We start from the raw sequence: 24,783 nt of genomic DNA, 5'->3' as shown, positions 1-24,783 counted from the left end.
AATTGCAGCCGCCAATCTAGTCCCGAATCCGCGCATCTTCCTCGCCCGGCTTCTCGATGGCCACCGCCTTCGCCCGGATTTTGGTTTTCACGGAACCATAAACTCCAGCTTCGTCACAAAAACCCATACTGATCATCACCGTGAATCGGCCGTCGTCAAAACCCAGGAATTCGATATCACCGAAATCGTCATTCGGAATGATGCCAGGCGGATCGAATGAGATGTAATCGACCCCCTCGAACACCAAGAAGCCATCCTCAATATCTTCGGCCGTATAGAAATCCCAGGTCTCTCCGCGAACCCGCGATATGGCGTCGACCTGGATTTTGACCTCTTTCTTCCAACCATCAAGCATGATGGTCTTGCAGGCGCGGTCGCCGAGGTAGATCGTGTTCAGGAATTCGTCGGGCTTCATTCTCTTACCTCATCGGCCAATGTGCATCAGGGCTGTTGTACGGCACCACATTACCCCAAATGTCAATCGAAGGGCCCTGATACGTCTTGCCTGTACCAGTGCCCAACAGGTGTCCATGTCCATGCGGCGTTTTTCTGGAGCCATGCCCCTGCGGGTTCATTCTGTGATAGTTCGAGCCATTCGGATAGCGCGTGTGTGTATCGACAGGATTTGCGCCAGGTACCGTACTTCCTCCCAGCGGTTCGAAGGCGATGTTGCCTCTCGGGTCGAGGATGTAGCGTTGAATGGGTAGCCCGGTGCGGGGATCCACAGTCTGAGCTCTTTGAAGCTCTTCCAGCCGCCGCTGCAAATTGTCTCTCGCCTGAATGGAAGAGGAGCCGCCCGGCGGCTCCAGAAACGCCTCGTTGGGGTTGAGGTGTCGTATCTGCCCCATGAGGATCCCTATTTGATCCGCCATCTGTTCTTGCGCCGGCGTTCTTGCCGGGAGGCCGCGCCTTGCAGGCGGCCGAGCCTGGGCAAATTCAGTGCCGCCCCAGCTATGCCGGCTCTCGCTGCGGCCCCACGTCGGTAAGTGGCTTCTCGCCCCCTCGCCGAAATCGCGCAGTTCTAGGGCGCCGCCGATTCCCATCGGCGCTTCGCAAAAGTCGTCTAAGTCGCTAATTCTCCTCACCCCGGGATCCCCCCAATATGCGCCGCCGCCAGAGGCTCGCCGCCCATCATTTCCGCGGCGTTCTGCTGGCGTTTCAGGTTCAGCTCCGCGTCAATCTGGTAGCGCTTGAGAGCACCCTTCTGCTGGATCTCGGCAAGCCTCAGCTCGCGGTCGATCTCCAGCTTCCGCCGGTCGTTCTCCGCTGAAAGCCGCGCCCTCTCGGCATCGGCTTTGGCCCGCATCTCCAGCTTCTGCATTTCCGGGTTCGGCTGGCTGGCGCTTGCCTGCATCCGCCGCCCAATCTCCTCCGGCGTCGGCTTGGTGAAATAGAGATCGGGCGACTTCAGCCCGGCCGCCTCCACCGATTTGGCAATGCCGTTGTAGAGGTTGTCCGGCGAGACATAAGGATTGTCCGGCCCGAGCGTCATCAGAAGCTTTTCCTGCAGCTGCTGGATCATCTGGATCATCATCATGTCGCGCTCGCGGGTGCCGGCGCCGAGCCCGGTATTGACGGTCGCGTCCATCTCGGCGTTCCAGTGGCGCGGGTCGAAGCTCGCCCATTGGCCGCGCAGCCTGACTGTGCGCGGCCGGTCCTGGTGCTTGATGACAAGCCTGAGCAGCCCCTTGAACACGCGCCGCAACCCTTGCGCAAAGGTGCGCACCATCAGTTCCGTCTGGCCGATCCCCGCCTGCTCGACCAGCGCCGTCGCCCGCGCCGTCATGTTCTGAAGCGCGTCCGGGGCAAGCCCGCTCGAGGCGTCGGAAATGCCGGTGCGGTCTGTCGCCTCCTGGTCAAGATAGGAAAGCATCGCGAAAGACTCTTTCGCGACGAACGGCACCATCGTGTAGCCGAGCGCCGCGCGCGCATCGATGCCCTGGCTGACGCGGATCGGCTGGCCGAATTTCGGGTTGAGCACGGCTTCCGGATTGGCGATCGCCCCTTCCTGGACGATCGGCTGCTGGTTGTTCTGCCAGTAGAGATTGTCGAGCGTCTGGCGCATCAGCACGGTCTTCACCCGCTGGATTTCCGCCATGTCGTCGGTGACGGAGCCGCCCTCGCGCTGGTGCGGCCGCCGCTCGACGATCAAGTCGGCGAAGGGCACCTCGTCCCATTCGTCGTTCGAAAGCAGGTTCTCCGCGCCGGTGCCGCCGGCAAAGACAAGGCGTCGCAGTTCCGCAATGCCGTCGTCGTCCGCGTCGACCTTCACGTAGAGCTCGTAATAATCCACCTCCTCCAGCGCCTTCGGCACCGCATCCCTTGCGGCGAAGGCATCGCGCCGTCGGATGAACTCTTCGTCGTCGCGGCCGCTATCGCCGGTCGAGGCCGGCAGGCCTTCGATGAGGTCGCGGTCATGCCCCATCGCGATGAGATCCGAGCGGCGCATGCGTGTGGCAATGCCGGTGATCGGGCTCTCCTCGATCGAGAGCGCGTCCGGATGGATCATGAACTCTTCGAGCGGCACCGCCGCCAGCCGCGGCGTGCCGCGCTCCACCTTTCGGCGGATCTTCACGCTGTAGCTCGGCTGCTCGATCACGCCCTCGAGTGTCTGGATCTTTTCGATCGTCTGCGACTGCTCGAGCACCTCCACCGAGTCATCGCCGACGAGCTGGACGAGCGCCGTCTCGTCGAGCCCCGTATGGGTGGAGACCGCGACGGAAATCTTGTTCTCGTACCACCAGCGGATCACGCCGTTGCGGAGCTTCAAGGCGTCGTGCGCCGCGTCCTGCACGGCGTCGTAGCCGTCGCTTTCGGGAAAGACGATGTAGTTGATGTAGTCGGTCGCCTGTTCCGCCGCCGCCTCGTCGCCCTCGTTGACGGGCGCGTATTCCACCACCTTGTCGTTGCCGAGGATGGTGCGGATCAGCGACGGCAGCACCTTCTTGATCGCCGCGCGGCAATCACGCGAAACCACTTTCGAGCGGTTGGCGTCCGCCGGCACGTCCCTCATCGTGCCGTCGTAATATTCCATCGCCTTGATGCGATCGACCGCGAGCGTATCGCGATAGTCTTCGCAGTCCTTCACCAGTTGGCTGACCAGTGGGGCCAGGCGTTCATCGGTCATTGCAGCCATCGGAGAACCTTTCGGGCGGTGGGATGTCCAGTTTGTGTTGTGATGGTGCGCCTGCGCATGGGGCTTCGCCTCGGCGCGCTTGGCCTGCGCGAGCCGTTAGCTTGCGCATCGGTTGCGGGGGCACAAATGACTGAGATTGTTGACAAAGACCGGAAGGCGATAAGCCTTGCCGTTTACGGCGCGTTCTGCGGAAGCGCCGCGATCTTTCTCGCGCTTTGCCTTGCCTTCTGGGCATGGCGCGTGAACAGTTTCCCGCATTCGGTCGCAACGGTCACGAGCGTACGTGACGAGGTGATTGCCGTCAGATAACGAGGTTTGGACCCCGGCCGGCGAAAGACTGTCACGGTGGGCACGATTTCATTCACCAGGACGCACAACCGAAAGACCTATCAATGCGAAGCGGCCGTGGAACTGGGCGTCCCGGAGGACGGCTACAAGATCGGTGATCGCCTCGATATCGTGCCGGCAGCCAGCACATGCCAGCGCTTCGACATCGTTGAACGATTGCCGACGCCTTGAACGGCCGTTGCGAAATGGTTGCGGAGAGGCTGGCGAGCGATCGGCCGCCTCCTCGTGAATGGGATGGCGATAGTTCGAGAAACCGCGTAACCCTTGCCTACCGCCTCGATTTATGGCGCCATCAACAGCCTGCCTGTCGCAACACGCTCTGGGGCTTCCAATGACCGATACGAAACCGGATACTCTGGATCAGGTCCTCGCCGATCTGATCAGTGCCCAAATCGAGCAACGCCACACGAACGAACTTCGAGCAATTCTCTCGACCGGCAATGAGATCACCATGCACGGAAAGTTCACCGTCGGCCGGGACTTCATCATCTACAAGACGGCGAAGGACGATAGCGGCAAGTGGGCGATGACGCCCTTCTCCCATATCGTGCAATTGATAATTTGAGGCTGCCGCGACCACGGTCAGGGACGGCAAGCAAAGAACATGCTACGCTCCCACTCGTGTTGCCATGCGGCGACCATTCCTGAGCCGCACGGCCCGCGAGGACTTAAGAAGCCGCTCGCGCGTTTCCTTGCCAGAGATGCCTGACCTGACAACGGCGACGAATGCTGAAACCTGCATTCCCAGCGCTCCACCACATCGTCTTGTTTTCTCTCTGATCCTCGTCACGATAAGCATCATGGTGGTTTGGGCCTTCCGACCGGAGCCTACCATCTTTACCGGCTACAAAACGCCGCCAACGGCAGATCAAATCAACCAGTCCGATCGCTTGACGCAGTGATGTCGGTAAAGGCGACCACCCCGCTGCATGTTTCCTTGATTCCTGGCGTTACCAGGAATAGCTACGAACAGATAGTGAACTTGTGGCGGCAGATGGCTGCCCATCACCCGTAATCTCCGGCCGTACGCTGACCGGCATGGTATAATGCCGGTGCGTTACAAAGCCTCGACCTTTGTTATCCATAACCAACCATCGTGCCGGAACCAGCCGCGCAGATGGCACGTTGTCGTATGTGCAAGAGTGGAGTTCGTTATCATGGCTGGAAAAGACTACCGAGGACCGGAATATCACGCTTCGACGGGCCTGCCCGTGAGCATTCTACTGCTCTCTGCGGTCGCCATATCAGGCTATCTTCTACTCGCAGGATCCTTGACCAGCGAGGAGCACGCCGCCGCCAAGGTTTACTTGCCGGCTGCCCAGACCCAGGCGCAATGACAGGCTGGACCTGAAAACGAGGCTTTTGCGTCCCGCGAGCCCATCATGCCTAGATTTGCTCACATTCGGTTCCCCATGATGGGAAATGGACAAGGCAGGCATCGCGTTTCTGGCGCTCATACTCATCCTCATCGCTCTGGTGGTGAGCATCCTCGCGTTCAAACCTGAAGCGCCACAGCCGCCCACCACGCCGCCAATCATTCCGGAAAACTAGATTTGGAAGCAATTCCGTCCGCGATTGCGCAGTTCGCCACGCCCGTTGCTCGCCGCTTACACAACGCTCGGCTCAAGTAATTACGAACGCCGAAGGAACGCTTCGCGAACGAAGCGTGGATCTCTACTCCCTGTGGGCTAATCCCTCATCCGCCGCTTCGTCGGCATCCCCCTCAAACCACCTTCCGATCCGTGAACTTCCACGCCGCGGCATCGGTCTTCACCTTTGCGAACCGTTTCATCATCAGCGCGTAGCGCGAGGCGGAGATGAGGTCGTCGCGTTCCTTGACGATCCGGCCGTCCTTGCGGTGGTAGAGGCGGAATTCCTCGAACCAGTCGGTCAAGGTGGAAAACACTTTCCAGCGCCCGGTCTGCATCCGCTGCAGCATGTCGGAAAGCCCCGCCTCGACGCCGTTGGTGCCGTCGTCGAAGGTCGCCCGGTCGGGAAGCAGCGCCAGTCCCTGCCCGCGATATTGCGCGGCAAGCTGTTCGCCGCTGCCCTTGTCGTGCTGCAAGCCGTCATGCGGCCAGGCGAAGGGCAGCCACGGCCCCCAGGGTTTCAGCGCCGCCGCATGGATGATCGGCGTCGCCTCGCGCTCACGATAGGTTCTCGTCACATAAAAAACGTCGGCGTCCCGATCCCAGGCACAGGCCGTGGCCGCGAAGGGGTGGTCCCAGCCGAAGTCGAGCCCGCCGATCTGCACCCAGTGCTTCGGGATCTCGAAGGGATCGACGCGGATCGCCTCCTCCGCCATCGGGAAGACGCGCCCCGAACCGAGCGCCGGCACGCCTTTCGTGCGCGCCTCGCGCTCATGCGCCGGATAGCTGTCGATGATGCGCTGCCGCTCCTCCGCCGTGTAGTGCTCGGCATCCTCGATCGTCATGGTGATGACCTCGCGATCCGGCGACTTTCCATGAGATATCGCGCCACCACGCTGCTCAGGCCCTTGAGCGGCGTGAAGGTGACGGCAACCGATCCGCGCGTCGCATTGGTGCGCGTGATCCCCTCGAAATAGACGTCCTCCGGCGGCTCCTCGTCGAACCAGACATAGTCGACCGTATTCGCCTGCCATTTGCCGCGCCCCTGCTCATAAGCCTTGAAGAGCAGAGTCGAGGTGCTTCCCGTGACATGGCGCACCGTCACGCTGTCGAGCGCGCCGGAGGCGCCGGAACGCCGCGTGGTCGCCTGGATCGCCGCCTTCGGGATGAAGCCGGTGCCCCAGTCCTCCTCGTTGAGCGGCGGGCCGACGAGCAAGCGCTGTACGCCGTCGCGCGTCAGCTCATAGGATTCCGAGCCCGCCAGCATCACGATCGGCTTGTCGAACCGCCGGCCCACCCACCAGTTTGGGTAGCGCCCCGTCAGGTGCATCGCCGCTTCCGCCGCGCCGGCCAGCGTCTTGCCGAGCTGGTTTCCGGCCATGAACAGGCGTTCGCGAAAGGTGGCACCCGCCGCATGGAATTCGCGCTGCCTGGCATAGGGCCGGTAGCCGGCGAGAATATTGGTGCGCCGCCGGCGGTCGAGCTCCGCCATCAGCACAGCCTGCTCCTTCAGCAGCGCGTGCAGATCGGAGGGCTCGGGGCGCGACGAGGCTTCAGGCGTTGCGGTCAGGGGGTCGCAGGATCGGTTTGACACGTTTTTCCCCGCCGGTTCGCGCATTGTTCCATTATTGGCTCTTGCCTTTGGCGATCAGGCGTGGAAATTCCATCGGAATGAGAATCAGCCGTACCTTATTGATTACGCTCTGCCTCTCGGCGCTGGCGTCCTCGTGCACCGAGATCGCCGACGCCCCCGCGCCCACGCGCCGCCCCAAGGTGGCCGCCGCCGTCGTGGATAATTCCCCGCGGCAATGCACGACCCGCCAGACGCAGTGCTACTATGGCACCGGTCCGGCCGGCGAACCCTGCTCCTGCTGGTCGAGCGCAGGCGCTCCCGACCACGGCGTCACCACAAAATAAGCCACCCGCGTGTGCCGCGCGCTCGACGCGCAAAGGACGCCGCAACAAACGGCGCTGCGCTCACGCGCCGCGCGCGCAGCGCATTTCACGCGCCGGCCGAATTGGTCTTAAACCGCCCGTTAACCATGTTTCGCGTTACTCGGGGAACAGAGCGACCGGCGCCACAAGAATAACTCCATGTCACGATCTGAAGACAACGGGCCGAAAACGTGGCCCTTGAAGGGGGTATGGCATGGTAAAAACAGGTCTTGGCGCTTCGTTAGCCGCTCTCACCTTCTCGCTGGTTGTCGCCGGTGTTCTCCATTTCGCGCTGTCCCAATACCGCACAGGCGCTGTCCCCGCCGTGTCAGGCGAAATCACCTCGTCGATCCCGCGATGATGTGAACGGACCCCGTCCGGGAAGGCCCGGCTGGACGGGGCTCTGGCGCGGCCTGCTGCATGCAGCAATCTACATGTTCCAGCAACCTTTGCGCGCCTGCTAGGACACGCGGGCGCCGTGGCCGCGCTGGGCCTTCGTACTTGCCCTGAAAACGTCCGGGCCCCAGCCTCGGTTCCATGCCCGGTCTCGCTTCGCCAAATCTTCGAAGCCCCTTGCGCTTCCACTGGCACTGGCCAATGCTTGGACGAGCCGGGTCACGGAAGGAGGCATTCCCATGATCGAAGGTCATTGCCATTGCAGGTCGGTGCGCATCACCGTTCCCAGCCGCCCCGAGACGCTCGGCGATTGCAACTGCTCGCTCTGCAGCCGGCTCGGCGCGCTTTGGGGCTATTATCCTGTGAACGACGTCACGGTCAGCGACGAGCACAAAACGCTCGTCGGCTACGTCCAGGGCGACGCGAGCCTGACCATGCACCATTGCGGTCGCTGCGGCTGCACGACCCATTGGTCGCCGCGCGGGCGCGACGGCACCCGCATGGGCGTCAACATGCGGATGTTCGACCGTTCGGTCTGGGAGGAAATCCCCCACCGGCTGATCGACGGCGCAACCTGGTAGCCGGCGCGTCTCGCGCCTTGGCCTGTCCTCCCCCGCTCAGATCCTGCCCATCAACAGGAGGACGATCAGCACGATCACCAGAATGCCGAGAATACCGGAGGGGCCATAGCCCCAGCCGCTCGAATACGGCCATGTGGGGATGGCGCCGATCAAAAGCAGGATCAGAATAACAAGAAGTACGGTTCCAAGCATGTCGCGGTCCTCCGCTGCATGATTCGACCCGCGGACGAATTCCTGCAGCAATGCAACGTGCCGCGGCAATTATTGGCGCGGACGCGCTGCCGCAGCGGATGGTTGTCATTCCTAACGAATGCCTACCGGAGCAATAAGTTCCGGCGAACCGCACGCCCGGCGGTCAGGTAAATCCCACTCGCCCGCTCGCCGCGCGGCGCTATTTCGGATGTAACATCGGTAACAGCGCCGGCGCGCCAAAGATCCTTTTATCGGTTCGTTCTCAGACCCTTGAGAACGTGCTAAAATTCCTTCGGCAAAAAGAGGGGGAGAACCAATGCCACGTATCGCAAATCTTTTTTTCAAAACCGCCATCATTTTCCTGATCGCCGGCATCTCGATCGGCCTTCACATGTCGATTTCGGGTAATCACGCGCCAACCGGCGCCCACGCCCACGCCAACCTGCTCGGCTGGGTCACCATGGCGCTCTTCGGCGTCTACCACGCGCTCAATCCGCGAAAGGCCGAGAAGCGCCTGGCGATGATCCAGTATGTCGTCTACACCTTCGGCGTCGCCGTGCTGATCCCGTCGCTTTACCTGATGCTTTCCGGAAACGCCGCGATGGAGCCTGTCGTCGCCATTTCCTCGCTCATCGCCTTCGCCGGCGTCCTGATGTTTGCGGTCATCATCTTCTCGAGCAGCGAGGCCAAGGTTCCGGCCGGTGTCTCGCCGGTGCGCTGATGCAATCGGGATGAGGTGGCCTCCACCTCATCCTACCTGCGTGTTAAGGCTGAAATCCTGAAGCAATCTGCGCAGATCCACCCGCAGCGCCACACGTCCGCCTGACATTAAAGACTCCCTGCAGCACTTTGAAATTGCCGCAGGATTCAGCCCCGGGCCCGCTCCGATCCGGGGCACCGCCCCGCGGGGCGCCGCGTCCGCGCGGGTTTTCGCGCCGCGCTGGCCTTCGCCGGCGCTTCGATCAGCGGCCGGATCGTCTGATCGAGCATCCGGATGCGCCGCACAAGCTCTTCATCCGTAAGCTCGTCCAGCGCGTTGGCATTTGCCGACAGATCCTTGGGCAGGATCGAGGCCAGGAGCTTCAGATAGGATTCCGGCTTCTCCTCGCGCAGCCGCGCGATCACGTCGACCCCATGCGCCTCGAAATCCGCTTGCACCGCCTCGAGGAAGGCTCCGCCGAGCCGGGTCCGCGAGCCCTTCGCGGCACACGTAGGACCGACATTAGTCTCGTCGACAACGTCGTTGATTGCTTCGCCCGAAGGCATGCTCGAGAAATCGTCGTCGATCATCTGCACCGCCTCTTTTGCATCCGTCTCTATCCGCCGGGAGTTCCCGCGAACGAACGTGCAACAGTTCGCGCTTCGCTACCCACAATTGCGCCAGAATCGCGACTCAGATTAGCTCGCGACCACCCGCAACCCCCTGGATACGGACTCGGCACGCAGCAATGTCACGGAGCAGCAACATGCTGAAGGTTCTTGCCACGGCCACTTTGGCCACCCTATGCGGCTCCCCGGCCTTGGCAGAGGGTCAGACCGGCGACCCGCGCTACCTCGTCAAGGCGTGGATTCAGAAATACGACAAGAGTTTCGTACACGCGACCGGCTGGTGCGGCACCGGCGACCTTTGCACGCTCAAAGTCGGCGAGCACGATATCCGCATTCGGTTCTTTCTGTCGGGCGAGAGCTACCGCTTGAGCGTGGGCGCAACGCCCGACGACCCCGCCACCTGCTGCGTCTTCGCCAACAGGTCCGAAGAGGTTTTCGTCGGCGGAGGATCGCCACACGCCGAGAAGCTCTATTTTCGGCTCCCCGATGCGCTCGCGGACAAGGGTCGCGTGGAATTCGGCACGCTCTTCATCGCACTCGAGGATTTGCGGTAGCCGGATCATCGACCTATTTGGCCGGATCATTCGACCCATTTGGCCGGATCATTCGACCCATTTGGAAAGTGCCTCTCGCAAAGAGATAGGGCGCATCCGGTTTGGATTGTCCCAAGGCGACCCTTCTTCACCTCTCAGTTGAGGCTCGCTTTTATACGGTTCCTCGTAGACTCTCTTCCGCTCATCGTCGTCCAGCCTGTCCTGCGTCGCCTGTATCGACGAAATAATGCCATTCAAGGCGGATACGCCGTCATGGTTCGAAACCTTCGGCAGCAGGCGCTTCAGCTCCGTTTTTGCGTCCTCCAGATTTCTCTGCAGACCACTCAGTCCCACTCGGGGGCCGGGCGTAAATGCTTCATCGCTCCATGGCTCCTTCGAAAGCCTTCCAAGAGGCTTCCTAAGCCCCTCCGGAGAGTAGGCCTTCCGGCCGTAAAGGGCACCTTGAAGCAAACTCTCCGCGTAGGCTCTCGCATCTTCCGGACTGATGTAGCTGGCATTGGACGCGGCCAGCGTCCGCCGTTCAACCTTGTCAGCCGGGGAACCCTGCCCCAACGAACGTTTCCAGTCGGTCATTATCTTCTCCTCGTTCTCCGCAGCCCGCCCGGCCGTCGCGTCGCGCCTCTGTGTCAACGTCGTTCAAGCGTCTTGCGCCTTGCGATCGGCCGGGCGGCTGCGGGGCGGCCGGTGATGCCGCCAGGGCCGCAGCGCCGCGCATCCTTTCGGACGCCTCAAGGTCGCTGTTCCGTTCAGGCGCATCACCGGCCGCATACGGCGCCGCGCCGCAGCGTGAGACGCGCGGCGGCTGCCGTAATCCGTTGTTTGACGATGGTTTGATAAGCTCATCCGGCAATCAGCCGCCGGAATCGAAACGGCTGCCGAAGCAGCCGCCGTGTCAGGACAAAATTCCTATCCTTGATTTACGGAATAATCCGATTCACCTCGCCCTTGCAAGAGCCGGCAAAGGACAAAGCTTCCGATCGCCCATTTAGCGACAGCAATTTTGCCCGCCGCCGCTCACGCCTTGCCCGCCCAGACCCCGCAGCCCGCACCTCCCCTGGCCTTGGTCGCCGTGGGATTGCCTCACGCCGCGAGCACGCAAATCCGGCTCAAGCCGTTGTTGTACGAACGTATATTATAATTTTCTTGCATAAGACAAAGCCCTCTGCTTCAATCGAAAACGGGTCGATGCTCAAGGGGCTTGGGCATGATTATACTGGTGGAAATCTCCGCAAGCAGAGCGACGGAAGAGCGATCGCGCCTTTGAGGCCGATGGCGAGCCGATGCGCGTGCCCAGGGAAGCCATTGCCTGACCTGCCGGTAAAAAACGCGTGAGCGAGGCTAGAAAAACCGGCAAGCCGATAGATATTTATACTTGTAATGCCAAGAAATGACGGTGCGGCGCATATATTTTAGTCTTTGATAACCCCATGGCTCCCGGACCGATACCGGGGGAACCAGACAAGCCCTCCACGCATTTGCCTTCCGACAGAAGGAGTTTCAGTCATGCGTAATCACTGGATCTATGTTGCTTTAGGATTTGTTGCCGGCGCCGGCCTGTTTCTCGCCACCTCCTGGCAGCGCACGCCGCCGACCGGGATGCCGACGGTAAAACTCGAAAAGACAGACCGCGTCCAGGGCCCCGCCGTCCAGGCCTCGTTCGTCATGGAACGCTTCGGCCCCGCGCGCTCGGTGGAATAGCCGCCGCGCAGCCAGTCCTTGAATTGAATCCGCATAGCAATCGGCCGGAAAGCACGCTGGCGCTTCCGGCCGATCGTGTTGTGGCGTCGTCTGTCGCAGCCGAGCGTGGAAGATTTCATCGCCGTGTTGCCGTGTCGAGCAGCGGTGACATGAACATTTTTGCTCGCCGAACGTTTCCTTGCAGCCTGCAACAGTGCATGCGCCCAAAAGTACGGAGGACTGGCAATGATTCCTGTCCGGCGTGCCAGGATGATCGAGTGGATCGCAGTGGTTGCCGCATTCGCTCTCGTCGCGGCGTTAATGATCGCAACGCTGCTCCCCTGATCGACGTCGCCGTTCAGACAATGCCGGAAAATTTCCGCTGCTCGCGGATGTAAGCGACTGCCGCAGCCTGCAGGGCTCTGCACTCCTCCTCGAACCGGAGCAGGGTCTCATCGTCTTTCTCGGGAGAGCATCGCATGGCATCGCGCCGCAGGCACGCATGCTCGTACACCTCGCACAGATGCAGGAATACGAGATCCTGCATCATCCAAGGACTGTCTCGCAATTCAGGGGCTGCCAAGAGCAGCCTGGCCATCCCTGCCTTCTGCAAATCCATGCCAACGCTCGCATTCTTTCGACGAACTACTGCATGTTTTCCCGGTTAAGGATAAAAGCATGCAGCAATTCAAAGCGTTACAGCATCCCTTCCGCGTCTGATGACGACGTGGAGTGAGTTAACTGGCAGTGCTAGGAAAAAGTTCCAGAAAGTACCTGAATGCACCCGCTACGACGGAGATCTGATTGCCGGTAAGCGGACGTCCCAAACTCCGGGCATCGCGTTTCCGCTCGACTTTATTCGGAATACCGAGACCGCCAGCCGCACCGCTGGTGTAGTTAATCATCTATTAAATTTAAGGTTGCCCCGGGCGAGAAAACCCCATAACCCTCTGGTTTATTGGGTTCTTTGAGGGGCGATAAATGGGTGTCACAATTACGGTGAATAGTGGCTACGGCCTGGACATGCGCGGAATCGACTTCGAAGGGGTGCTGTATGCAGACGCATACAGCTACAGCTCCACGGTCTTCGTCGCGTATTATGGCAGCGATGGCGCGGAAGAGTTCAGGGGCAGCGGCTTCGTCTATTACTATGGCGTTCCGGTTAGCGGAACCGTCAAGAGCTACGGAGTCTTCTACAACGGTATCCCGGTCCTGTACATGGACGGCGCCAGCATCTCGGTTGCAAGCATCGTTGACGCTGCCTACTCAACGGACACAACCAGCGACGACATAGCCGTGATACGCGCGGCGCTCGCAGGCAACGACGTGCTGAAAGGCGGAGGCTTAGCCGATTACCTCCAGGGCTTCGCCGGAAGCGACGCGTTGTACGGCAACGCCGGTTATGACACGCTCGTCGGCGACGACGGCAACGACACGCTGATCGGCGGCACCGGCGGAGACAAACTCTATGGCGGCACCGGCACGGACACCGCCTCCTACGCCGGCGCTTCGCTCGGCGTGGTCGCCAATCTCACCACCGCTGCGGCAAACACCAACGACGCCAGGGGCGACGCCTACTCCTCGATCGAGAACCTCACCGGGTCGAGCTACAACGACGTGCTCACCGGCAATGTCGGCGCCAACACGCTCGACGGCGGGCTCGGCAACGACACGCTCATCGGCGGCGCCGGTGCGGACAGGCTCTATGGCCGCGGCGGCACCGACACCGTCTCCTATGCGGGTGCGACGGCCGGCGTGGTCGCCAATCTTACGAGCGCTGCGGCAAACACCAACGACGCCAGGGGCGACATCTATTCCGAGGTGGAAAGCCTTATCGGCACGAGCTACGCGGACAAGCTCTACGGCAATGCCGTCGCCAACGGCCTGACCGGCGGCACCGGCAACGACCTGCTGGCGGGCTATGCCGGCAACGACCTGCTTTATGGCGGCGCCGGCCGCGACCTGCTTTACGGCGGCACCGGCGCCGACCGGTTCGTTTTCAAGGCCACGAGCGAATCCGCCGGAACGTCCTATGATTCGATCTACGACTTTCTCACGAGCGAGCAGGACAGGATCGATCTTTCGGCCATCGACGCCAGCACCAAACTGACGGGCAACCAGACGTTCAGCTTCGTCGGCACGGCGGCCTTCAAGGGTGTCGCGGGGGAGCTTCGCTACGAGAAACACCTATCCGACACCTACATCTATGCCGACGTGAACGGCGACAAGGTTGCCGACCTCAAGATCCATCTCGACGACGCTGTCACGCTGACGAAGGATTATTTCATCCTGTGAAGCCGACTTGCGTCATCTACATGCAATAACCAGACGAAACCCCGCTTCGGCGGGGTTTTTCATTGCCTGCTGCATCGGAAAGACGCACCGCACCGCATTGGTCATCGGACAACCGCCGTGACGATGAAGGCGGCAACGGCGCCGCAGAGCACCGCATAGGCGCAGGCGCGCAACATTTTCATTCGCCGGGTTTTCTCGCCGGTCCAATCGTAGCCCATCATGTGCTCCGAACACTCACGTCGCCTTACAGCGCCGCGCGTCTCTCCCGAGGCGCAGAGGTCGCTGTAAAGCTTTGAATTACTGTGCGATTCCTTAAATCGTCCGCGACCTCGGAAATCATGCAGTAACTTGATGGGTTCTTCTTAAGAAATGGAAAATCGGGCGAAGAAAAACCGCGCCCCGGCGTAAGCGTACTGTTGGAGCATCGATGAAGGCGGCATGCCGCCCCTTCCCGTCTTGCCTTTCGCCCGCGAATGGGCAAGTTACGCGCGAATGGGCCCTGCCCGACGCGACGTGAATTTTCGAGGAAACTGCTTTGAACGCCGACAACACGCCCGACGCCACCATCAAGGTCGAGAAGCGAGCAAACGGCCGCTGGGCCTTCGTGCTCACCTATCGCGGCGTGACCTATCCGGCCGAGGGTCAATTTGCCTCCCCGCTCCAGGCGCAGGCCGCCGCCCATGCGGCGAAGAAGCTCCTCGAGAGACGCGGCTGATCCCCAAGCGGGATGAGGAAAAGTGCGAAGCGGTTTTCCGGCTCGCATCCCGCGTCTCAAAACTGCGGGATGAGGAAAAGCGCGAAGCGGTTTTCCGGCTCGCATCCCGCGTCCAAGAAACTGCGGGATGAGGAAAAGTGCGCAGCGGTTTTCCGGCTCGCATCCCGCGTCTGAAAAACTGCGGGATGAGGAAAAGTGCGCAGCGGTTTTCCGGCTTGCATCCCGCGTCGGCGGTGGTGGTTTCGCGACGGTCGGCTTGCTGACGCCTGACAACGATTTTTTGCCGCTCCTCCGTATGCCCGGCGAACCGCTCGGAACCGGGACCGGCTAAATGCGTTTGGCCGGTGCACCCAGCGGAGAAGCCCGATGCAGAACTGCTTCGTCGAACACCGCCATGAGACAATCGGCCAACACCGCCTGTTCCTGCGCGAGGCCGGGCCGGCCGGCGCGCCGGTGCTGCTCCTGCCGCACGGCTATCCCTGCTCGTCCTACCAGTTCCGCCGCCTCATGCCGGCGCTCGCTGATCGTTGGCGGACCGTGGCATTCGATTGGCCCAGCTTCGGTTACAGCGATACACCCGACCCGGCCTCGTTCGGCTACGACTTCGACGCCTACGAAGGCGTGCTGACGGCGGTTGCCAACCATCTTGGCCTCGATCGCTATGCGCTGTGGCTCCACGATTACGGCTCGCAGATCGGCCTGCGTCACGCGATCACCCATCCCGAGCGCACCGCCGCGCTCATTATCCAGAACGGCGACATCTACGAGGATGTGCTTGGCCCGAAGTACAAGACCATCAAGGCCTGGTGGGCGGACAAGAGCGATGAGAAGCACCGCCCGCTCGAGAAGGCGGTGAGCGAGGAAGGCTTCCGCGCCGAGTTCGTCGGCGAGGTATCCGAAGAAGTGGCCGCACGGGTCCCGCCCGACCTATGGAAGCTGCACTGGCCCCTGATGGACAGCGCTGTACGCCGGCAGGTGGCGGTCGGGCTGATGGAGAAGCTGGAGGCGAACCTTGCCTGGTTCCCGCGCTATCAGGCGTACCTTCGCGACCATGGTCCGCCGACGGCGGTCGTCTGGGGACCGGAGGACGGCTACATGCCCGCCGAATCCGCCCGGGCCTATCTCCGCGATCTGCCGGATGCCGAACTGCATCTGATTCAGGAGGCCGGCCACTGGCTCCTGGAAACCCATTTCGACGCGGCGCTGCCGCTCGTTCGCGACTTTCTCACCCGTCACCACGCCTGACTGCCGCGCCGTCCCGGCCGGCGCCGGGGCGCTGTGGCACCTGCCTGCACGAAGGAGAATGCCATGCCGACCAAGCCGACCATCGCCCGCATCTGGCGCGGCCGTACCCGCCCTGATGTCGCCGATGAATACGAGCGTTACATCCTCGCCGAGGGCATCCCGCCGCTCGAGAAGACAGCGCTCGGCGTTCAGCTCTTCCGCGAGGATCGCGACGAGGAGATCTGGTTCACCACGATCTCCTACTGGGCCGACATGGAGGCCATGACCTCGTTCACCAAGGGCGAGCCGACCGAGGTCCACCACCTCGACCGCGACCCCGAATTCCTCATTGCGCTGCCCGAGCGCATCGAGATCCATCAAATTCTCGTCGACGAACAGAGCCTTCGCTGACCCGTCCGCCCCTGTCGGGCAAGTTGTCGGTCAAGTGTGCCGGACGGCACCGTGCGTCTTTTCAGGCGCACGGTGCTGGAACGCTTTGAATTGCGGCGGCCCTGGCCCGTCAGACCAGGCTCGTGGCGACGTCGATGTTGCCGTGGGTCGCCTTGGAGTAAGGGCAGATCCCGTGCGCCGCCTCGATCAGCTCCTGCGCGAGCTCGCGCTCGATACCCGGCACGCTGACATTGAGGCGCGCCCGCAGGAAATAGGATCCATCGTCGACGTTGAGATCGATCTCGGCATCGACCGCGGTACCCGCCGGAAGCTTGATGTTTCGCTGGGAGGCAGCAAGCTCCAGCGCCCCGATGTAGCAGGCCGACCAGGCGGCGCCGAAGAGGTTTTCCGCAGCCGGATGCGGTTGCGACAGCCTGAGGTCGAGCTTGCCGTCGCTGCTGCGGGTGCCGCCGTCACGGCCGCCGGTGTTGTGGGTCTTACCTGTGAAAAGAAGCTTCTCGGTCATGGCGAAATCCTTTCTGTTCAATTTTGATCGGATCCGATTCATTCGGATGCGAGTTAAATAAGCGAAACGGAATCCGATGTCAAGCGCTTCCAATTTAATCGGATCCGATTTATATCTGGATCGAACAACAAGGACCCGTGAATATGCCCACTTCCAAGAAAACGAAGGCGCCGCCCCAATCCCCGCAGGCCGGCGGCAAAGGCCCGAAGCTTTCGAATTTCCTGTGCTTCGCCATCTATTCGGCGAACCTCGCCTTTGGTCGCGCCTACAAGCCGATCCTGGACGAGCTCGGCCTGACCTACACCCAGTACATTGCCCTGCAGGCGCTCTCCGAGGAGGATGACCAGACCGTGCGGGAGCTCGGCGAAAAGCTGTTTCTGGAATCCAACACGCTGACGCCGATCCTGAAGAAGCTCGAGTCGGTCGGCTACATCCGGCGCCGCCGCGATCTCGACGACGAGCGGCAGGTGCGCGTGACCCTGACACCCGCCGGCCGCCAGCTTCTTGAAACCGATGCCGCCGCATCGCTGATCGACGCCACCGGGCTCGGAGACGACCTTGAGAACGTGCAGAGGAACGTGGCGAGGCTGCGCGACAATCTCCTGCGCGCCACGCAGGGCGACCCGGAAAAACCGTGACTGCTCCTTGCGACGGGCAATAAGCCCTTCGGCAGGCCCACCCGCGCGCATGAGCAAACAGAGCCCCCAGTCTTCTATCAGGGGCTCTGCTCTAAATTGCTACTGAAAAGGATTGGGTAATGGTCGACGCTACAAAGTTGTAGCCGAATCACTTTGCATAATCAGAATTGCAATGTCTATTAGCTAAAACGAATTAGTTCCGGGGAAAATTGCGTACCGGTTTTCCATCCGAAGTTGCGCCACAACACCTCCTGCCCGTGACAAGCGCAGGGATGCCACCATCATGCTCGCTCGCTGGTAGCAAGGCGAACCAGGAGGAAACGTGAGCGACGCACCTCGGGTTATCCTTCCTCAAGCGCTCTTCGTTTTCTTCCTGGAGCGCGCAGCCTGTACCGACGTGTTCAGCGCCACGGCGGCGCGAATGAGCGCCTTCAGCGCCTCTTCGTCGATCTTCTCGCCCTCATGGAAATCGATGGCTCGCCTGGTGTTGCCTTCGAGGCTGGAGTTGAAGAGGCCCGACGGGTCCTCCAGCGAGGCGCCCTTGGCGAACGTCATCTTCACCACGGCCTTGTAGGTCTCTCCGGTGCAGATGATTCCGGCATGCGACCAAACCGGAACCCCTCTCCACTTCCACTCCTCGACCACTTCGGGATCGGCTTGCTTGATCAGCATCCTGATCCGCGCGAGCGTCTCGCCCCGCCAGTCACTCAGCTCCTCGATTCTCGCGTTTATCAGCTCGGAGGGAGAAGCGTCTCCTTCATTCAAGCTGCTCTTTCCATTCTCCATGGGTGTCGCTTTCTTCATCTTGTTGTCGCTCCCCGTCGCTTCACAGCAATCCCAGGAAAAGTGTGCTTCCGTCCGGAATTGCGCAGTTCCAAAGAGTTAGACCATTTCACTGTTTCAAGAAAACGGTGAAACGGTCCGGCATCGACACCGCATTTCTTGCTGCAGCGATCTTTGTGCGTCCGAGAAGACGCAACCGCGCTGCCGTCAGCACTTGAGCCGTTTGCGTTACGGCACCCAGCCGGGCAGCTCCGAAGCCTGCCGGATCCAGCGCGCCACCAGCTCCTCGTCGATCTCCTCATCCTCGTGGATGTGGAAGTAGCGCACGTTCTTGTCCTTGGACTCGACGGGCGGAACGGGACTGAGCGACGCACCGTGGAAGAAGGTCACCTTGATGTACCTGGTGAAGCAATGGAAGCTCAGGAACCAGCCCTGGCCCTCGACTCCGTAAAACGGCGAGTTCCATTTGACCGCCTTCAGCACGCCGGGGACCGTGCGCACGATGAGCGCGTCGAGGCGGCGCCCGACGTCGCTTTTCCAGCCCGGCATCGCCGCGATATAGGCCTGCACGGGCGCATCGCCATCGGCCTTGGCGATCTGAGGGTTGCCGCCTGACAGAAGCGTCGGCTTCGCGCCCATCGCGGCGTCCTTGGCTGCCGTGGTCTTGGCCGTCTTGGCCGCCTTCGCAGCCGCCGGCGTCTTTGCGGCCTTCGTTGATTTGACGGATGACTTATCAGCCATTGCGTTCACTCCACCTGAAGCGCCGCGCGTCTTGTGAAGCGCGCAAAGGACGCTGTAGCACTTTGAATTGCTGCATGTTTTATCCTTAGATCGTTTAAGAAAACATGCAGTGGACGGATAGACGGTCAGGCATACCTGATCTTGAAAGTGTGGACTCAATTGGCCGAGTTCTTCAAGGCGCCTGCTTTCGGAAGCCGCCTGAAACCGCTCGCGCCGGTCATCGCGCCGCACTCAGAACGCGGTCCTCGCCTTCATAGTCGAACAGGTCCCAGGGATAGGCAGCGAGCTGCGGGAGGACGCTTCGCCAATCTCGCCCGCGTGTCGCCTCGGTAAGCCAGATGACCGCATCGCGCACGGTCTGCGCATAGGTACCGGCGTTCGGCGCGAGGCTCGAGCAGACGAAAGGACCTGCGACCGACCACGGACTCATTCCGGCGGATGGCGGATAGGGCTCGTCGGAAAGCCCGACGATCTCGGCACTGCGCCCCATCGCGGCCATGATGGCGCGGCCGATTTCAGCAGCCGTCGGCGCGTCGGCGTCGGCGACGTTGAGGATCGGCGGCCTGTCTCCTGCAACCGCCCACACCACCGCCTCGGCGATTGCGGCGACCGAGGTCGTTTGAAACCGGCTTCGCCCCCCATAGGCCAACGGAATGCGCTGCCGGCCATCGAGCAGCCGGCGCACAAACCACCACTCCCGCGCGTGCTTGCTGTAGGGCCCGTGGATCGCCGCAGGACGAAGGATGGTGGCGCGGCATTGCGCGCGATCGAGGAGCCGCCTCTCCATGGCTGCCTTCCTGGTGGAATAGGTGCCGGGGCCCGGATCAACTGTCGGCTGATCTTCGCGGATTGGAACAGGAAGACGCGGGAAGCCGCGCTCACCGGCTTCATCCAGGGTGCGGCCTTGCTCATCGCGATAGACGCTCGCGCTGGACACCGCGATAATGTGACCAACGGACGCCTGCGCCGAGAGCAGTCCGTCCGCATCCGCTTCGTCGAACGCTATGCAGTCCATCAATAGATCCGCACCGTCGCCGATCGCGGTCTTCAGCGCGTCTGGAGCGCTGCGGTCGAAAGGGACGTGCTGCCATGGGCCTTCAGCTGGTGGCGGCGTGCGCGAACCGAGCCGCACCGCCCAGCCCTCCTCCGCCAGGCGCCTGGCGACCGCGATGCCAATCTGTCCGGTACCGCCGATGATGAAAGCAGAAGCCATGCCCCGGAGTGTTCCGCCCCAGGTCACCGCTGTCAATGCGTTCGGGTGTATGCAGCAGTTCAAGATACCGGGGTCCGTGCGTCCGATCGGACGCACAATGGCCGCCGAACACGCCATGCCAAGCTCTTTGTTGCCACGCCGTGTTGCAAGCGCCGTCCTGCAGAGCCATGCGGCTAAACCGCATCACCCGGCTTCTGCGATCTCGCGACGATGATGATGCCGAACAGTGAAACGACCAGTCCCCCTGCCATCGCAAAGGACAATGGTTCGCCAAACATCACCCAGGCCCAGATCATCGTCACCGGCGGGCTCAGATACAGGATCGCCGTGACCCGCGCCGGAGACGATTTCCGAAGCGCGATGTAGTAGAGGCTCCACGCCCCGAACGTCGCCACGAAGACGAGCCAGAGAATGCCGCCGATAAAGCCCGCGTCGAGCACCGGAAGAACGCCTCCCTCGTGCCAGGCGAACACGGCGAAGATCGCCGATGCCGAAAGGCACTGGATGCACAGGCTCTGATAGACAGGCATGGAACTGGTCGGGCTGCGTTTCTGAAGCAGCGTCGCCATTGCCAGCGAAAGCGTGCCGAGAACAGGCAGGCCGTAGGCCCAGAGCGGCACGTCACCCATGTCGAGAGACCAGCCCGAAGCGATCAGAACGCCTGCAAGACCGATAAACGAGCCGAACCACTGGCGCGCGGTCAGCGCCTGCCCGAGAACCGGCCAGGACAATATCGCCACCGCCAGCGGCAGCATGTCGGTAATCAGGGCGACGAGACCCGTCGGGACGCCATGGGAGATCGCCAGCGCGAAGCCGGCGAGATAACCGGACATGGCGAGCGCGCCGAACAGCATCTGCGGAAGCGCGTCCTTCCACCGGATCGCCGGGCCCATCGCGAGCGCGAAGGGAAGCAGGATCAGCCCGGACAACAGGCTTCGCCACAGAAGGATCAGGAAGATCGGAGCATGGTCGATCGCACACCGGATGCCGACGAACCCCGCGCTCCAGGAAATCACCAGCGCCGCCTCGAGGATGACGAGGATGACAATCGCCGAGATTCCGCTCCTCGGACGGCACGGGGCCGTGGCAACAGCTTCACTCATCGATGGGGATCCGGTTTCTGGTGGCAGGAGGCACGGTCCCGACGTCGCGGGAACCTCGACGTCATAGCTGTTCCAAAATCGAGACAGCGATCTTGCGCGCCGTTTTCAGCCGCGCGTCATTCCCCTCGAGGCCGGCGCGGGACATCGCGCCTTCGAGCAGAAAGGAGAGATGTTGCGCCGTCTCATCGATCGAGGTGCCGGCCGCCGGCCGCATGTCGAGAAGATGTTCCCTGAACAGCCGCTCCACTTCTTCCTTCTGGAAGGCGACGACCGCCCGGCCGGGATCGCCTACGGCGAGTTCCCCGGCAGCATTGAGGAGGCCGCATCCGCGAAATCCCCACGCATAGGCAAGGGCCGCATGGTCCACATAGGAATCAAAGACCGCCAGCACGCGCTCCCGAGGCGTCGCCGCATGGCTCAGCCGCTCCTGAAGGAGTTCCCTCCATTCATCGAGGCGCCTCTGCATATAGGCTTCGACGAGATCGGCCTTGGACGAAAAGTTGTTGTAGAGGCTCATTTTCGCGACCCCCGCATGGGCGGTTATCGCATCGATGCCCGTCGCCCCGACACCCTCGCGATAGAACAGCTCGGCTGCGGCGTTCAGCAGGCGCTCCCTGGCTGGCGTCTTCCCGGTCACGTCGTCTCTCCAAAACCACTATGTAGACCGATCTACCTATTTATGAGGTCTGTCAATCCCTCCGATGCATTGATCGCGCTTCACCGGAGGAGAAGCACCCGAAGGTTCGCGGCGGGCCACCCCACTACGGTTTATGCCTTCATGCAGGCGATGGGCCCGATCAATGATCACGCCGAAGGTTGCACGATCCGAAACGAGGTCTAATGCGCCAGAGCTGCGTTCCGGCGTCCGAATGCCATCGACGTGAGCGGGGGACGGATAGCGGCAGGCGAGGATCACACCTCGCCGGTATACTCGCCGCGTGCCGGGTAGTCGTTCTTGATCACGAAATCCAACGCTTGCACCATTTCAGCGAAATTGGGTCGAGCGAACGGCATGGACTGCACGGAGAGCCAATAAACCGTTTGGTCCGGCTTAACCAAAAAGATCCCCGGCTCGGAGAATAGTTCGGGCTCCTCGATACCAAGAGACGTCTTGCCGCGCGAGGTCGAAACGTAAAGTCCCCATTGCCGCGCCACGCCCAATGGGAGCCCGTAGCCGACGCGGAGGTGCTCGGCACCGATCTTGTTCGCCATTTGCCGGGCGCGTTCTTCGCCGTCGGAGCTTATGGCGATTGTGCTGACGCCTCGTTCCGCGAAGGATGGCGTCAGTCGATCAAGCTCCTTCAGATACGTTGCGCACAGGGGGCAGTGGAGGCCACGGTAGAAGCACACCAGCGTCATGAGCGAGGGCGCTTCGCTGGCGAGATCGAAGGTTCCATGATCGAGAGTTCTGACCGTCAGGCCAGGGGCCGGCATTCTCGGGATTAACATTGATTAACTCCATTGGTGTGATGCTGCCGACGCTGCTGCGTTGACGTCGGGCCTTTAACCTTCCATACCTGAAGCAATCGTTGGTCCGAAAAACATGATCGAAAATCTGATTTCCCACCCGAAAAGAGATCGCCTCTCAGCCTTCTTCGACATGTTCGAGCTGGCGGCCTCGTTAGAGCCGGCCCGTGCCAGCGACGGCCAAGCGATGCTGTTTGTCGTAGGTGCACCCGGAGGCCCCGCAGAAGAAGTCATCCTTTGTGTGCGTGGCGACGCAACGCCCGAGCCGCCGGTTCTCGTGACTGTAGCCGTCGATTTCGAGGGTGCGCATAACCCGCTCATGAACGCCTTGCCGGATCAAGTCCGGGTCGAGATCAACGACATACCGGCCCTGCGCGACACGACAGCCGCTTTCTTGGCAGAGGCCCTGGAATCCCGTTGCGGGCGGAGCGCGGCACTCAATCGGCTCTGCGAAGTGATGGTTTTGCTTATTTTACGCTCGGCAATTGACCGCGGGGCCACCCGACCCGGGTTGCTGGCGGGCCTGTCCCACCCCGCGTTGCACCGCGCATTGGCAGCAATGCATGATGCGCCGACCCGCTCTTGGAACAGCGAAGAGCTTGCTGCCGCGGCAGGAATGTCGCGAAGCCATTTTATGGCTCTTTTTCGCGACGTGGTCGGCACGACGCCACTGGCTTATCTGACGGGATGGCGCTTGACCATTGCCCGGCGGAAGCTATCCAAGGGGGCCAAGGTGAAGGCAGTGGCGCGGGAAGTCGGATTCGGCAGCGCTGCGGCATTCTCCCGCGCCTACTTGCGCAAATTTGGAGACTGGCCATCGCTCGAGAGGCCGGTTTCCATTTAGGGCAACTCCAGGAAAAGTGTGCAACGGCTTTCCGGCCGGAATTGCATGGACAGGCGGGGCTTTCGCGGCCCCGCCCGTGACGTACCCCGTCTACCGCTCGCCGAGAAGCGGGAGCGTCTGCAGCGACTTCGACAGTTGCATCGCGCTCCAGGGCATGTATTCGGTGATCGCCAGCCCCACGACGTCCGCTTCGGCATCCACTGCTCTCAGGATCCCCGCGACCTCCTCGAAGCGCATCCGCCCTTTCGCGATGCCTTCGAAGGCATCCGGCGCGGCGGCGGGATCCTGGGAGAGAAGGAAGTCGTAGAGCGAGGGATCGAGCACATCCAGGTCGAAATGCACCGCTACCTTCGTCGCGCCCGAGGCACGCAGCCACGCGAGCACCGGCTCCGCCGAGCCGGCCAGATCTTCCGGACTGAGACGCGCCATTCCATGCTTCACGATGAAGTCGGTTTCGAACGGCGTGGTCTCGGTCAGGCCGACATAAAGGATTCGATCCCCCTTCACCGGCCTCGGCACCGAGGCCACGAAATCCGGATCGCCTATTCCCATCAGCATGGCAAGGACATGCGCATGGGCGTTTCTGAACTGCTGCGGCCCCATCACGTCGGGGTGGGCGTCCACCCACAGAACCGCCAGATCGTCGCCGTATCGCTCGCTGAGATAGGCGATCGGCGCGAGATCCACGAGGCAGTCGCCTCCGAGGGTGACGACGGCGTCGGGCTTGTGCCGGTCGATCGCCGCGCTGGCGGCAGCAATGAGATCGAGAAGCGGCCGGCGGGAAACGATGCCCTGCTCGACCGGCCTGACATCGTCACGGGCTTCGGGGACCGCCACCGTTTCCTCCGGTCCCGGCGCTTCCGGGGCGATCGCCGCGAGGACACGCGCGCCTGTTCTGTAGTCAGGGTGGTCCCCACCCTGCCATTGCGGCAGGTTCAGGCGCAAAATTTTTTTCGGATCGATTGTCATGGTCTCGCTCTTTCCTGTCAGAAGTCTGGAGTTCTGATCGGCGCTCTGGCCGAAGCAGGACATAGCTGGTGATTGAAATCGGAAACAAAATGGCTCATCCGTGACATATCTGTCCATGAACGTGGACAATCTCCCATA

32 protein-coding genes and 1 pseudogene are annotated in these 24,783 nt (G+C 61.8%); 17 read left to right on the top strand and 16 right to left on the bottom strand.

The genetic code is table 11. The features are described from left to right. Positions 1–16 precede the first annotated feature (16 nt). The 3 genes from ILFOPFJJ_RS24250 to ILFOPFJJ_RS24240 are packed head-to-tail and all read right to left on the bottom strand — an operon-like array spanning position 17 to position 3,136. On the bottom strand, positions 17–415 hold the full coding sequence (locus tag ILFOPFJJ_RS24250; protein WP_173513078.1) for a DUF6258 family protein: 399 nt from the start codon (positions 413–415) through the stop codon (positions 17–19). A 4-nt stretch (positions 416–419) separates the two neighbouring features. After that, complete coding sequence (locus tag ILFOPFJJ_RS24245) at positions 420–1,043, bottom strand: hypothetical protein (RefSeq protein WP_173513077.1); 624 nt, start codon at positions 1,041–1,043, stop codon at positions 420–422. 38 nt (positions 1,044–1,081) lie between these two features. Then, positions 1,082–3,136, bottom strand: coding sequence for a portal protein (locus tag ILFOPFJJ_RS24240; protein WP_173513076.1), 2,055 nt, complete (start codon positions 3,134–3,136; stop codon positions 1,082–1,084). A gap of 126 nt (positions 3,137–3,262) precedes the next feature. On the opposite strand from ILFOPFJJ_RS24240, the gene ILFOPFJJ_RS24235 reads away from it, so the two are divergent. The 5 genes from ILFOPFJJ_RS24235 to ILFOPFJJ_RS36040 all read left to right on the top strand — a co-directional run bounded on the left by ILFOPFJJ_RS24235 (position 3,263) and on the right by ILFOPFJJ_RS36040 (position 5,035). After that, positions 3,263–3,445, top strand: coding sequence for a hypothetical protein (locus ILFOPFJJ_RS24235; protein ID WP_173513075.1), 183 nt, complete (start codon positions 3,263–3,265; stop codon positions 3,443–3,445). 36 nt (positions 3,446–3,481) lie between these two features. After that, the gene (locus ILFOPFJJ_RS24230; RefSeq protein ID WP_173513074.1) at positions 3,482–3,655 is read left to right on the top strand and encodes a hypothetical protein; all 174 of its coding nucleotides are present in this window, start codon (positions 3,482–3,484) and stop codon (positions 3,653–3,655) included. A 160-nt stretch (positions 3,656–3,815) separates the two neighbouring features. Next, positions 3,816–4,049: a hypothetical protein gene (locus ILFOPFJJ_RS24225; protein WP_173513073.1), complete on the top strand. Its 234-nt coding sequence runs from the start codon at positions 3,816–3,818 to the stop codon at positions 4,047–4,049. A gap of 592 nt (positions 4,050–4,641) precedes the next feature. After that, a complete protein-coding gene (locus ILFOPFJJ_RS24220; protein ID WP_173513072.1) occupies positions 4,642–4,821 on the top strand; it encodes a hypothetical protein in 180 nt (59 codons plus the stop codon). Between the two features lie 85 nt (positions 4,822–4,906). Further along, the gene (locus tag ILFOPFJJ_RS36040) at positions 4,907–5,035 is read left to right on the top strand and encodes a hypothetical protein (RefSeq protein ID WP_269283084.1); all 129 of its coding nucleotides are present in this window, start codon (positions 4,907–4,909) and stop codon (positions 5,033–5,035) included. 172 nt (positions 5,036–5,207) lie between these two features. On the opposite strand, the pseudogene ILFOPFJJ_RS24215 reads toward ILFOPFJJ_RS36040, so the two are convergent. Next, a pseudogene (locus tag ILFOPFJJ_RS24215) lies at positions 5,208–6,565 on the bottom strand (terminase large subunit domain-containing protein). A 657-nt stretch (positions 6,566–7,222) separates the two neighbouring features. Between ILFOPFJJ_RS24215 and ILFOPFJJ_RS24210 the strand changes: the two are divergent. After that, on the top strand, positions 7,223–7,369 hold the full coding sequence (locus tag ILFOPFJJ_RS24210) for a hypothetical protein (RefSeq protein ID WP_173513071.1): 147 nt from the start codon (positions 7,223–7,225) through the stop codon (positions 7,367–7,369). A 274-nt stretch (positions 7,370–7,643) separates the two neighbouring features. Then, complete coding sequence (locus ILFOPFJJ_RS24205) at positions 7,644–7,985, top strand: GFA family protein (protein ID WP_173513070.1); 342 nt, start codon at positions 7,644–7,646, stop codon at positions 7,983–7,985. A gap of 36 nt (positions 7,986–8,021) precedes the next feature. On the opposite strand, the gene ILFOPFJJ_RS24200 is transcribed toward ILFOPFJJ_RS24205, so the two are convergent. Then, positions 8,022–8,177 carry a DUF3309 family protein gene (locus ILFOPFJJ_RS24200; protein ID WP_173513069.1) on the bottom strand — a complete coding sequence of 52 codons (156 nt, stop codon included), beginning with the start codon at positions 8,175–8,177 and terminating at the stop codon, positions 8,022–8,024. 316 nt (positions 8,178–8,493) lie between these two features. On the opposite strand from ILFOPFJJ_RS24200, the gene ILFOPFJJ_RS24195 reads away from it, so the two are divergent. Then, the gene (locus ILFOPFJJ_RS24195; protein ID WP_173513068.1) at positions 8,494–8,898 is read left to right on the top strand and encodes a hypothetical protein; all 405 of its coding nucleotides are present in this window, start codon (positions 8,494–8,496) and stop codon (positions 8,896–8,898) included. 146 nt (positions 8,899–9,044) lie between these two features. On the opposite strand, the gene ILFOPFJJ_RS24190 is transcribed toward ILFOPFJJ_RS24195, so the two are convergent. Further along, positions 9,045–9,467, bottom strand: a complete 423-nt coding sequence (locus tag ILFOPFJJ_RS24190; RefSeq protein ID WP_173513067.1) for a hypothetical protein — start codon at positions 9,465–9,467, stop codon at positions 9,045–9,047. A 176-nt stretch (positions 9,468–9,643) separates the two neighbouring features. On the opposite strand from ILFOPFJJ_RS24190, the gene ILFOPFJJ_RS24185 reads away from it, so the two are divergent. Next, positions 9,644–10,060 (top strand): hypothetical protein, encoded by a 417-nt coding sequence (locus ILFOPFJJ_RS24185; protein ID WP_173513066.1) that lies wholly within the window; start codon positions 9,644–9,646, stop codon positions 10,058–10,060. Positions 10,061–10,108: 48 nt separating this feature from the next. Here ILFOPFJJ_RS24185 and ILFOPFJJ_RS24180 read toward each other — a convergent pair whose 3' ends face one another. Beyond that, a complete protein-coding gene (locus tag ILFOPFJJ_RS24180) occupies positions 10,109–10,633 on the bottom strand; it encodes a hypothetical protein (RefSeq protein WP_173513065.1) in 525 nt (174 codons plus the stop codon). Between the two features lie 930 nt (positions 10,634–11,563). Between ILFOPFJJ_RS24180 and ILFOPFJJ_RS24175 the strand changes: the two genes are divergently transcribed. Next, positions 11,564–11,758, top strand: a complete 195-nt coding sequence (locus tag ILFOPFJJ_RS24175) for a hypothetical protein (RefSeq protein ID WP_173513064.1) — start codon at positions 11,564–11,566, stop codon at positions 11,756–11,758. Positions 11,759–12,095: 337 nt separating this feature from the next. On the opposite strand, the gene ILFOPFJJ_RS24170 is transcribed toward ILFOPFJJ_RS24175, so the two are convergent. Further along, positions 12,096–12,356, bottom strand: coding sequence for a hypothetical protein (locus ILFOPFJJ_RS24170; protein ID WP_173513063.1), 261 nt, complete (start codon positions 12,354–12,356; stop codon positions 12,096–12,098). Between the two features lie 362 nt (positions 12,357–12,718). On the opposite strand from ILFOPFJJ_RS24170, the gene ILFOPFJJ_RS24165 reads away from it, so the two are divergent. From ILFOPFJJ_RS24165 to ILFOPFJJ_RS24150, 4 genes are all read left to right on the top strand, one after another. Then, the gene (locus ILFOPFJJ_RS24165) at positions 12,719–14,032 is read left to right on the top strand and encodes a calcium-binding protein (RefSeq protein WP_173513062.1); all 1,314 of its coding nucleotides are present in this window, start codon (positions 12,719–12,721) and stop codon (positions 14,030–14,032) included. A 535-nt stretch (positions 14,033–14,567) separates the two neighbouring features. Then, a complete protein-coding gene (locus tag ILFOPFJJ_RS24160; protein WP_173513061.1) occupies positions 14,568–14,747 on the top strand; it encodes a hypothetical protein in 180 nt (59 codons plus the stop codon). 366 nt (positions 14,748–15,113) lie between these two features. Continuing rightward, on the top strand, positions 15,114–15,992 hold the full coding sequence (locus ILFOPFJJ_RS24155; protein ID WP_173513060.1) for an alpha/beta fold hydrolase: 879 nt from the start codon (positions 15,114–15,116) through the stop codon (positions 15,990–15,992). Between the two features lie 63 nt (positions 15,993–16,055). Further along, complete coding sequence (locus ILFOPFJJ_RS24150) at positions 16,056–16,382, top strand: antibiotic biosynthesis monooxygenase family protein (protein ID WP_173513059.1); 327 nt, start codon at positions 16,056–16,058, stop codon at positions 16,380–16,382. Positions 16,383–16,491: 109 nt separating this feature from the next. Here ILFOPFJJ_RS24150 and ILFOPFJJ_RS24145 read toward each other — a convergent pair whose 3' ends face one another. Further along, a complete protein-coding gene (locus ILFOPFJJ_RS24145; RefSeq protein WP_173513058.1) occupies positions 16,492–16,887 on the bottom strand; it encodes an Ohr family peroxiredoxin in 396 nt (131 codons plus the stop codon). Positions 16,888–17,030: 143 nt separating this feature from the next. Here ILFOPFJJ_RS24145 and ILFOPFJJ_RS24140 point away from each other — a divergent pair, with 143 nt between their 5' ends. Next, positions 17,031–17,525 carry a MarR family winged helix-turn-helix transcriptional regulator gene (locus tag ILFOPFJJ_RS24140; RefSeq protein ID WP_173513057.1) on the top strand — a complete coding sequence of 165 codons (495 nt, stop codon included), beginning with the start codon at positions 17,031–17,033 and terminating at the stop codon, positions 17,523–17,525. Positions 17,526–17,876: 351 nt separating this feature from the next. Here the strand turns inward: ILFOPFJJ_RS24140 and ILFOPFJJ_RS24135 are convergent, their stop codons facing one another. The 5 genes from ILFOPFJJ_RS24135 to ILFOPFJJ_RS24115 all read right to left on the bottom strand — a co-directional run bounded on the left by ILFOPFJJ_RS24135 (position 17,877) and on the right by ILFOPFJJ_RS24115 (position 22,002). Further along, on the bottom strand, positions 17,877–18,329 hold the full coding sequence (locus tag ILFOPFJJ_RS24135) for a DUF1801 domain-containing protein (protein ID WP_173513056.1): 453 nt from the start codon (positions 18,327–18,329) through the stop codon (positions 17,877–17,879). 207 nt (positions 18,330–18,536) lie between these two features. After that, entirely contained in the window at positions 18,537–19,049 is a 513-nt protein-coding gene (locus tag ILFOPFJJ_RS24130; RefSeq protein WP_173513055.1) for a DUF1801 domain-containing protein, read from the bottom strand. Positions 19,050–19,266: 217 nt separating this feature from the next. Further along, a complete protein-coding gene (locus ILFOPFJJ_RS24125) occupies positions 19,267–20,262 on the bottom strand; it encodes an NAD-dependent epimerase/dehydratase family protein (protein WP_173513054.1) in 996 nt (331 codons plus the stop codon). Positions 20,263–20,435: 173 nt separating this feature from the next. Then, positions 20,436–21,365 (bottom strand): DMT family transporter, encoded by a 930-nt coding sequence (locus tag ILFOPFJJ_RS24120; RefSeq protein ID WP_173513053.1) that lies wholly within the window; start codon positions 21,363–21,365, stop codon positions 20,436–20,438. A gap of 61 nt (positions 21,366–21,426) precedes the next feature. After that, positions 21,427–22,002, bottom strand: a complete 576-nt coding sequence (locus ILFOPFJJ_RS24115; protein ID WP_173513052.1) for a TetR/AcrR family transcriptional regulator — start codon at positions 22,000–22,002, stop codon at positions 21,427–21,429. Between ILFOPFJJ_RS24115 and ILFOPFJJ_RS36265 the strand changes: the two genes are divergently transcribed. Next, positions 21,898–22,206 carry a DNA-3-methyladenine glycosylase I gene (locus ILFOPFJJ_RS36265; protein ID WP_312032734.1) on the top strand — a complete coding sequence of 103 codons (309 nt, stop codon included), beginning with the start codon at positions 21,898–21,900 and terminating at the stop codon, positions 22,204–22,206. The genes ILFOPFJJ_RS24115 and ILFOPFJJ_RS36265 overlap by 105 nt on opposite strands. Positions 22,207–22,277: 71 nt before the next feature. On the opposite strand, the gene ILFOPFJJ_RS24105 is transcribed toward ILFOPFJJ_RS36265, so the two are convergent. Then, the gene (locus ILFOPFJJ_RS24105) at positions 22,278–22,814 is read right to left on the bottom strand and encodes a peroxiredoxin-like family protein (protein ID WP_173513051.1); all 537 of its coding nucleotides are present in this window, start codon (positions 22,812–22,814) and stop codon (positions 22,278–22,280) included. Positions 22,815–22,908: 94 nt separating this feature from the next. Here ILFOPFJJ_RS24105 and ILFOPFJJ_RS24100 point away from each other — a divergent pair, with 94 nt between their 5' ends. Further along, entirely contained in the window at positions 22,909–23,676 is a 768-nt protein-coding gene (locus tag ILFOPFJJ_RS24100) for a helix-turn-helix domain-containing protein (RefSeq protein WP_173513050.1), read from the top strand. 90 nt (positions 23,677–23,766) lie between these two features. On the opposite strand, the gene ILFOPFJJ_RS24095 is transcribed toward ILFOPFJJ_RS24100, so the two are convergent. Further along, on the bottom strand, positions 23,767–24,645 hold the full coding sequence (locus tag ILFOPFJJ_RS24095) for an arginase family protein (protein ID WP_173513049.1): 879 nt from the start codon (positions 24,643–24,645) through the stop codon (positions 23,767–23,769). Positions 24,646–24,783 lie beyond the last annotated feature (138 nt).

The sequence above is a fragment of the Sinorhizobium psoraleae genome, from assembly GCF_013283645.1.
GTDB lineage: Bacteria > Pseudomonadota > Alphaproteobacteria > Rhizobiales > Rhizobiaceae > Sinorhizobium > Sinorhizobium psoraleae.
The sequence above is the reverse complement of the archived record's forward strand: the minus strand, read 5'-3'. Positions and strand labels throughout refer to the sequence as shown.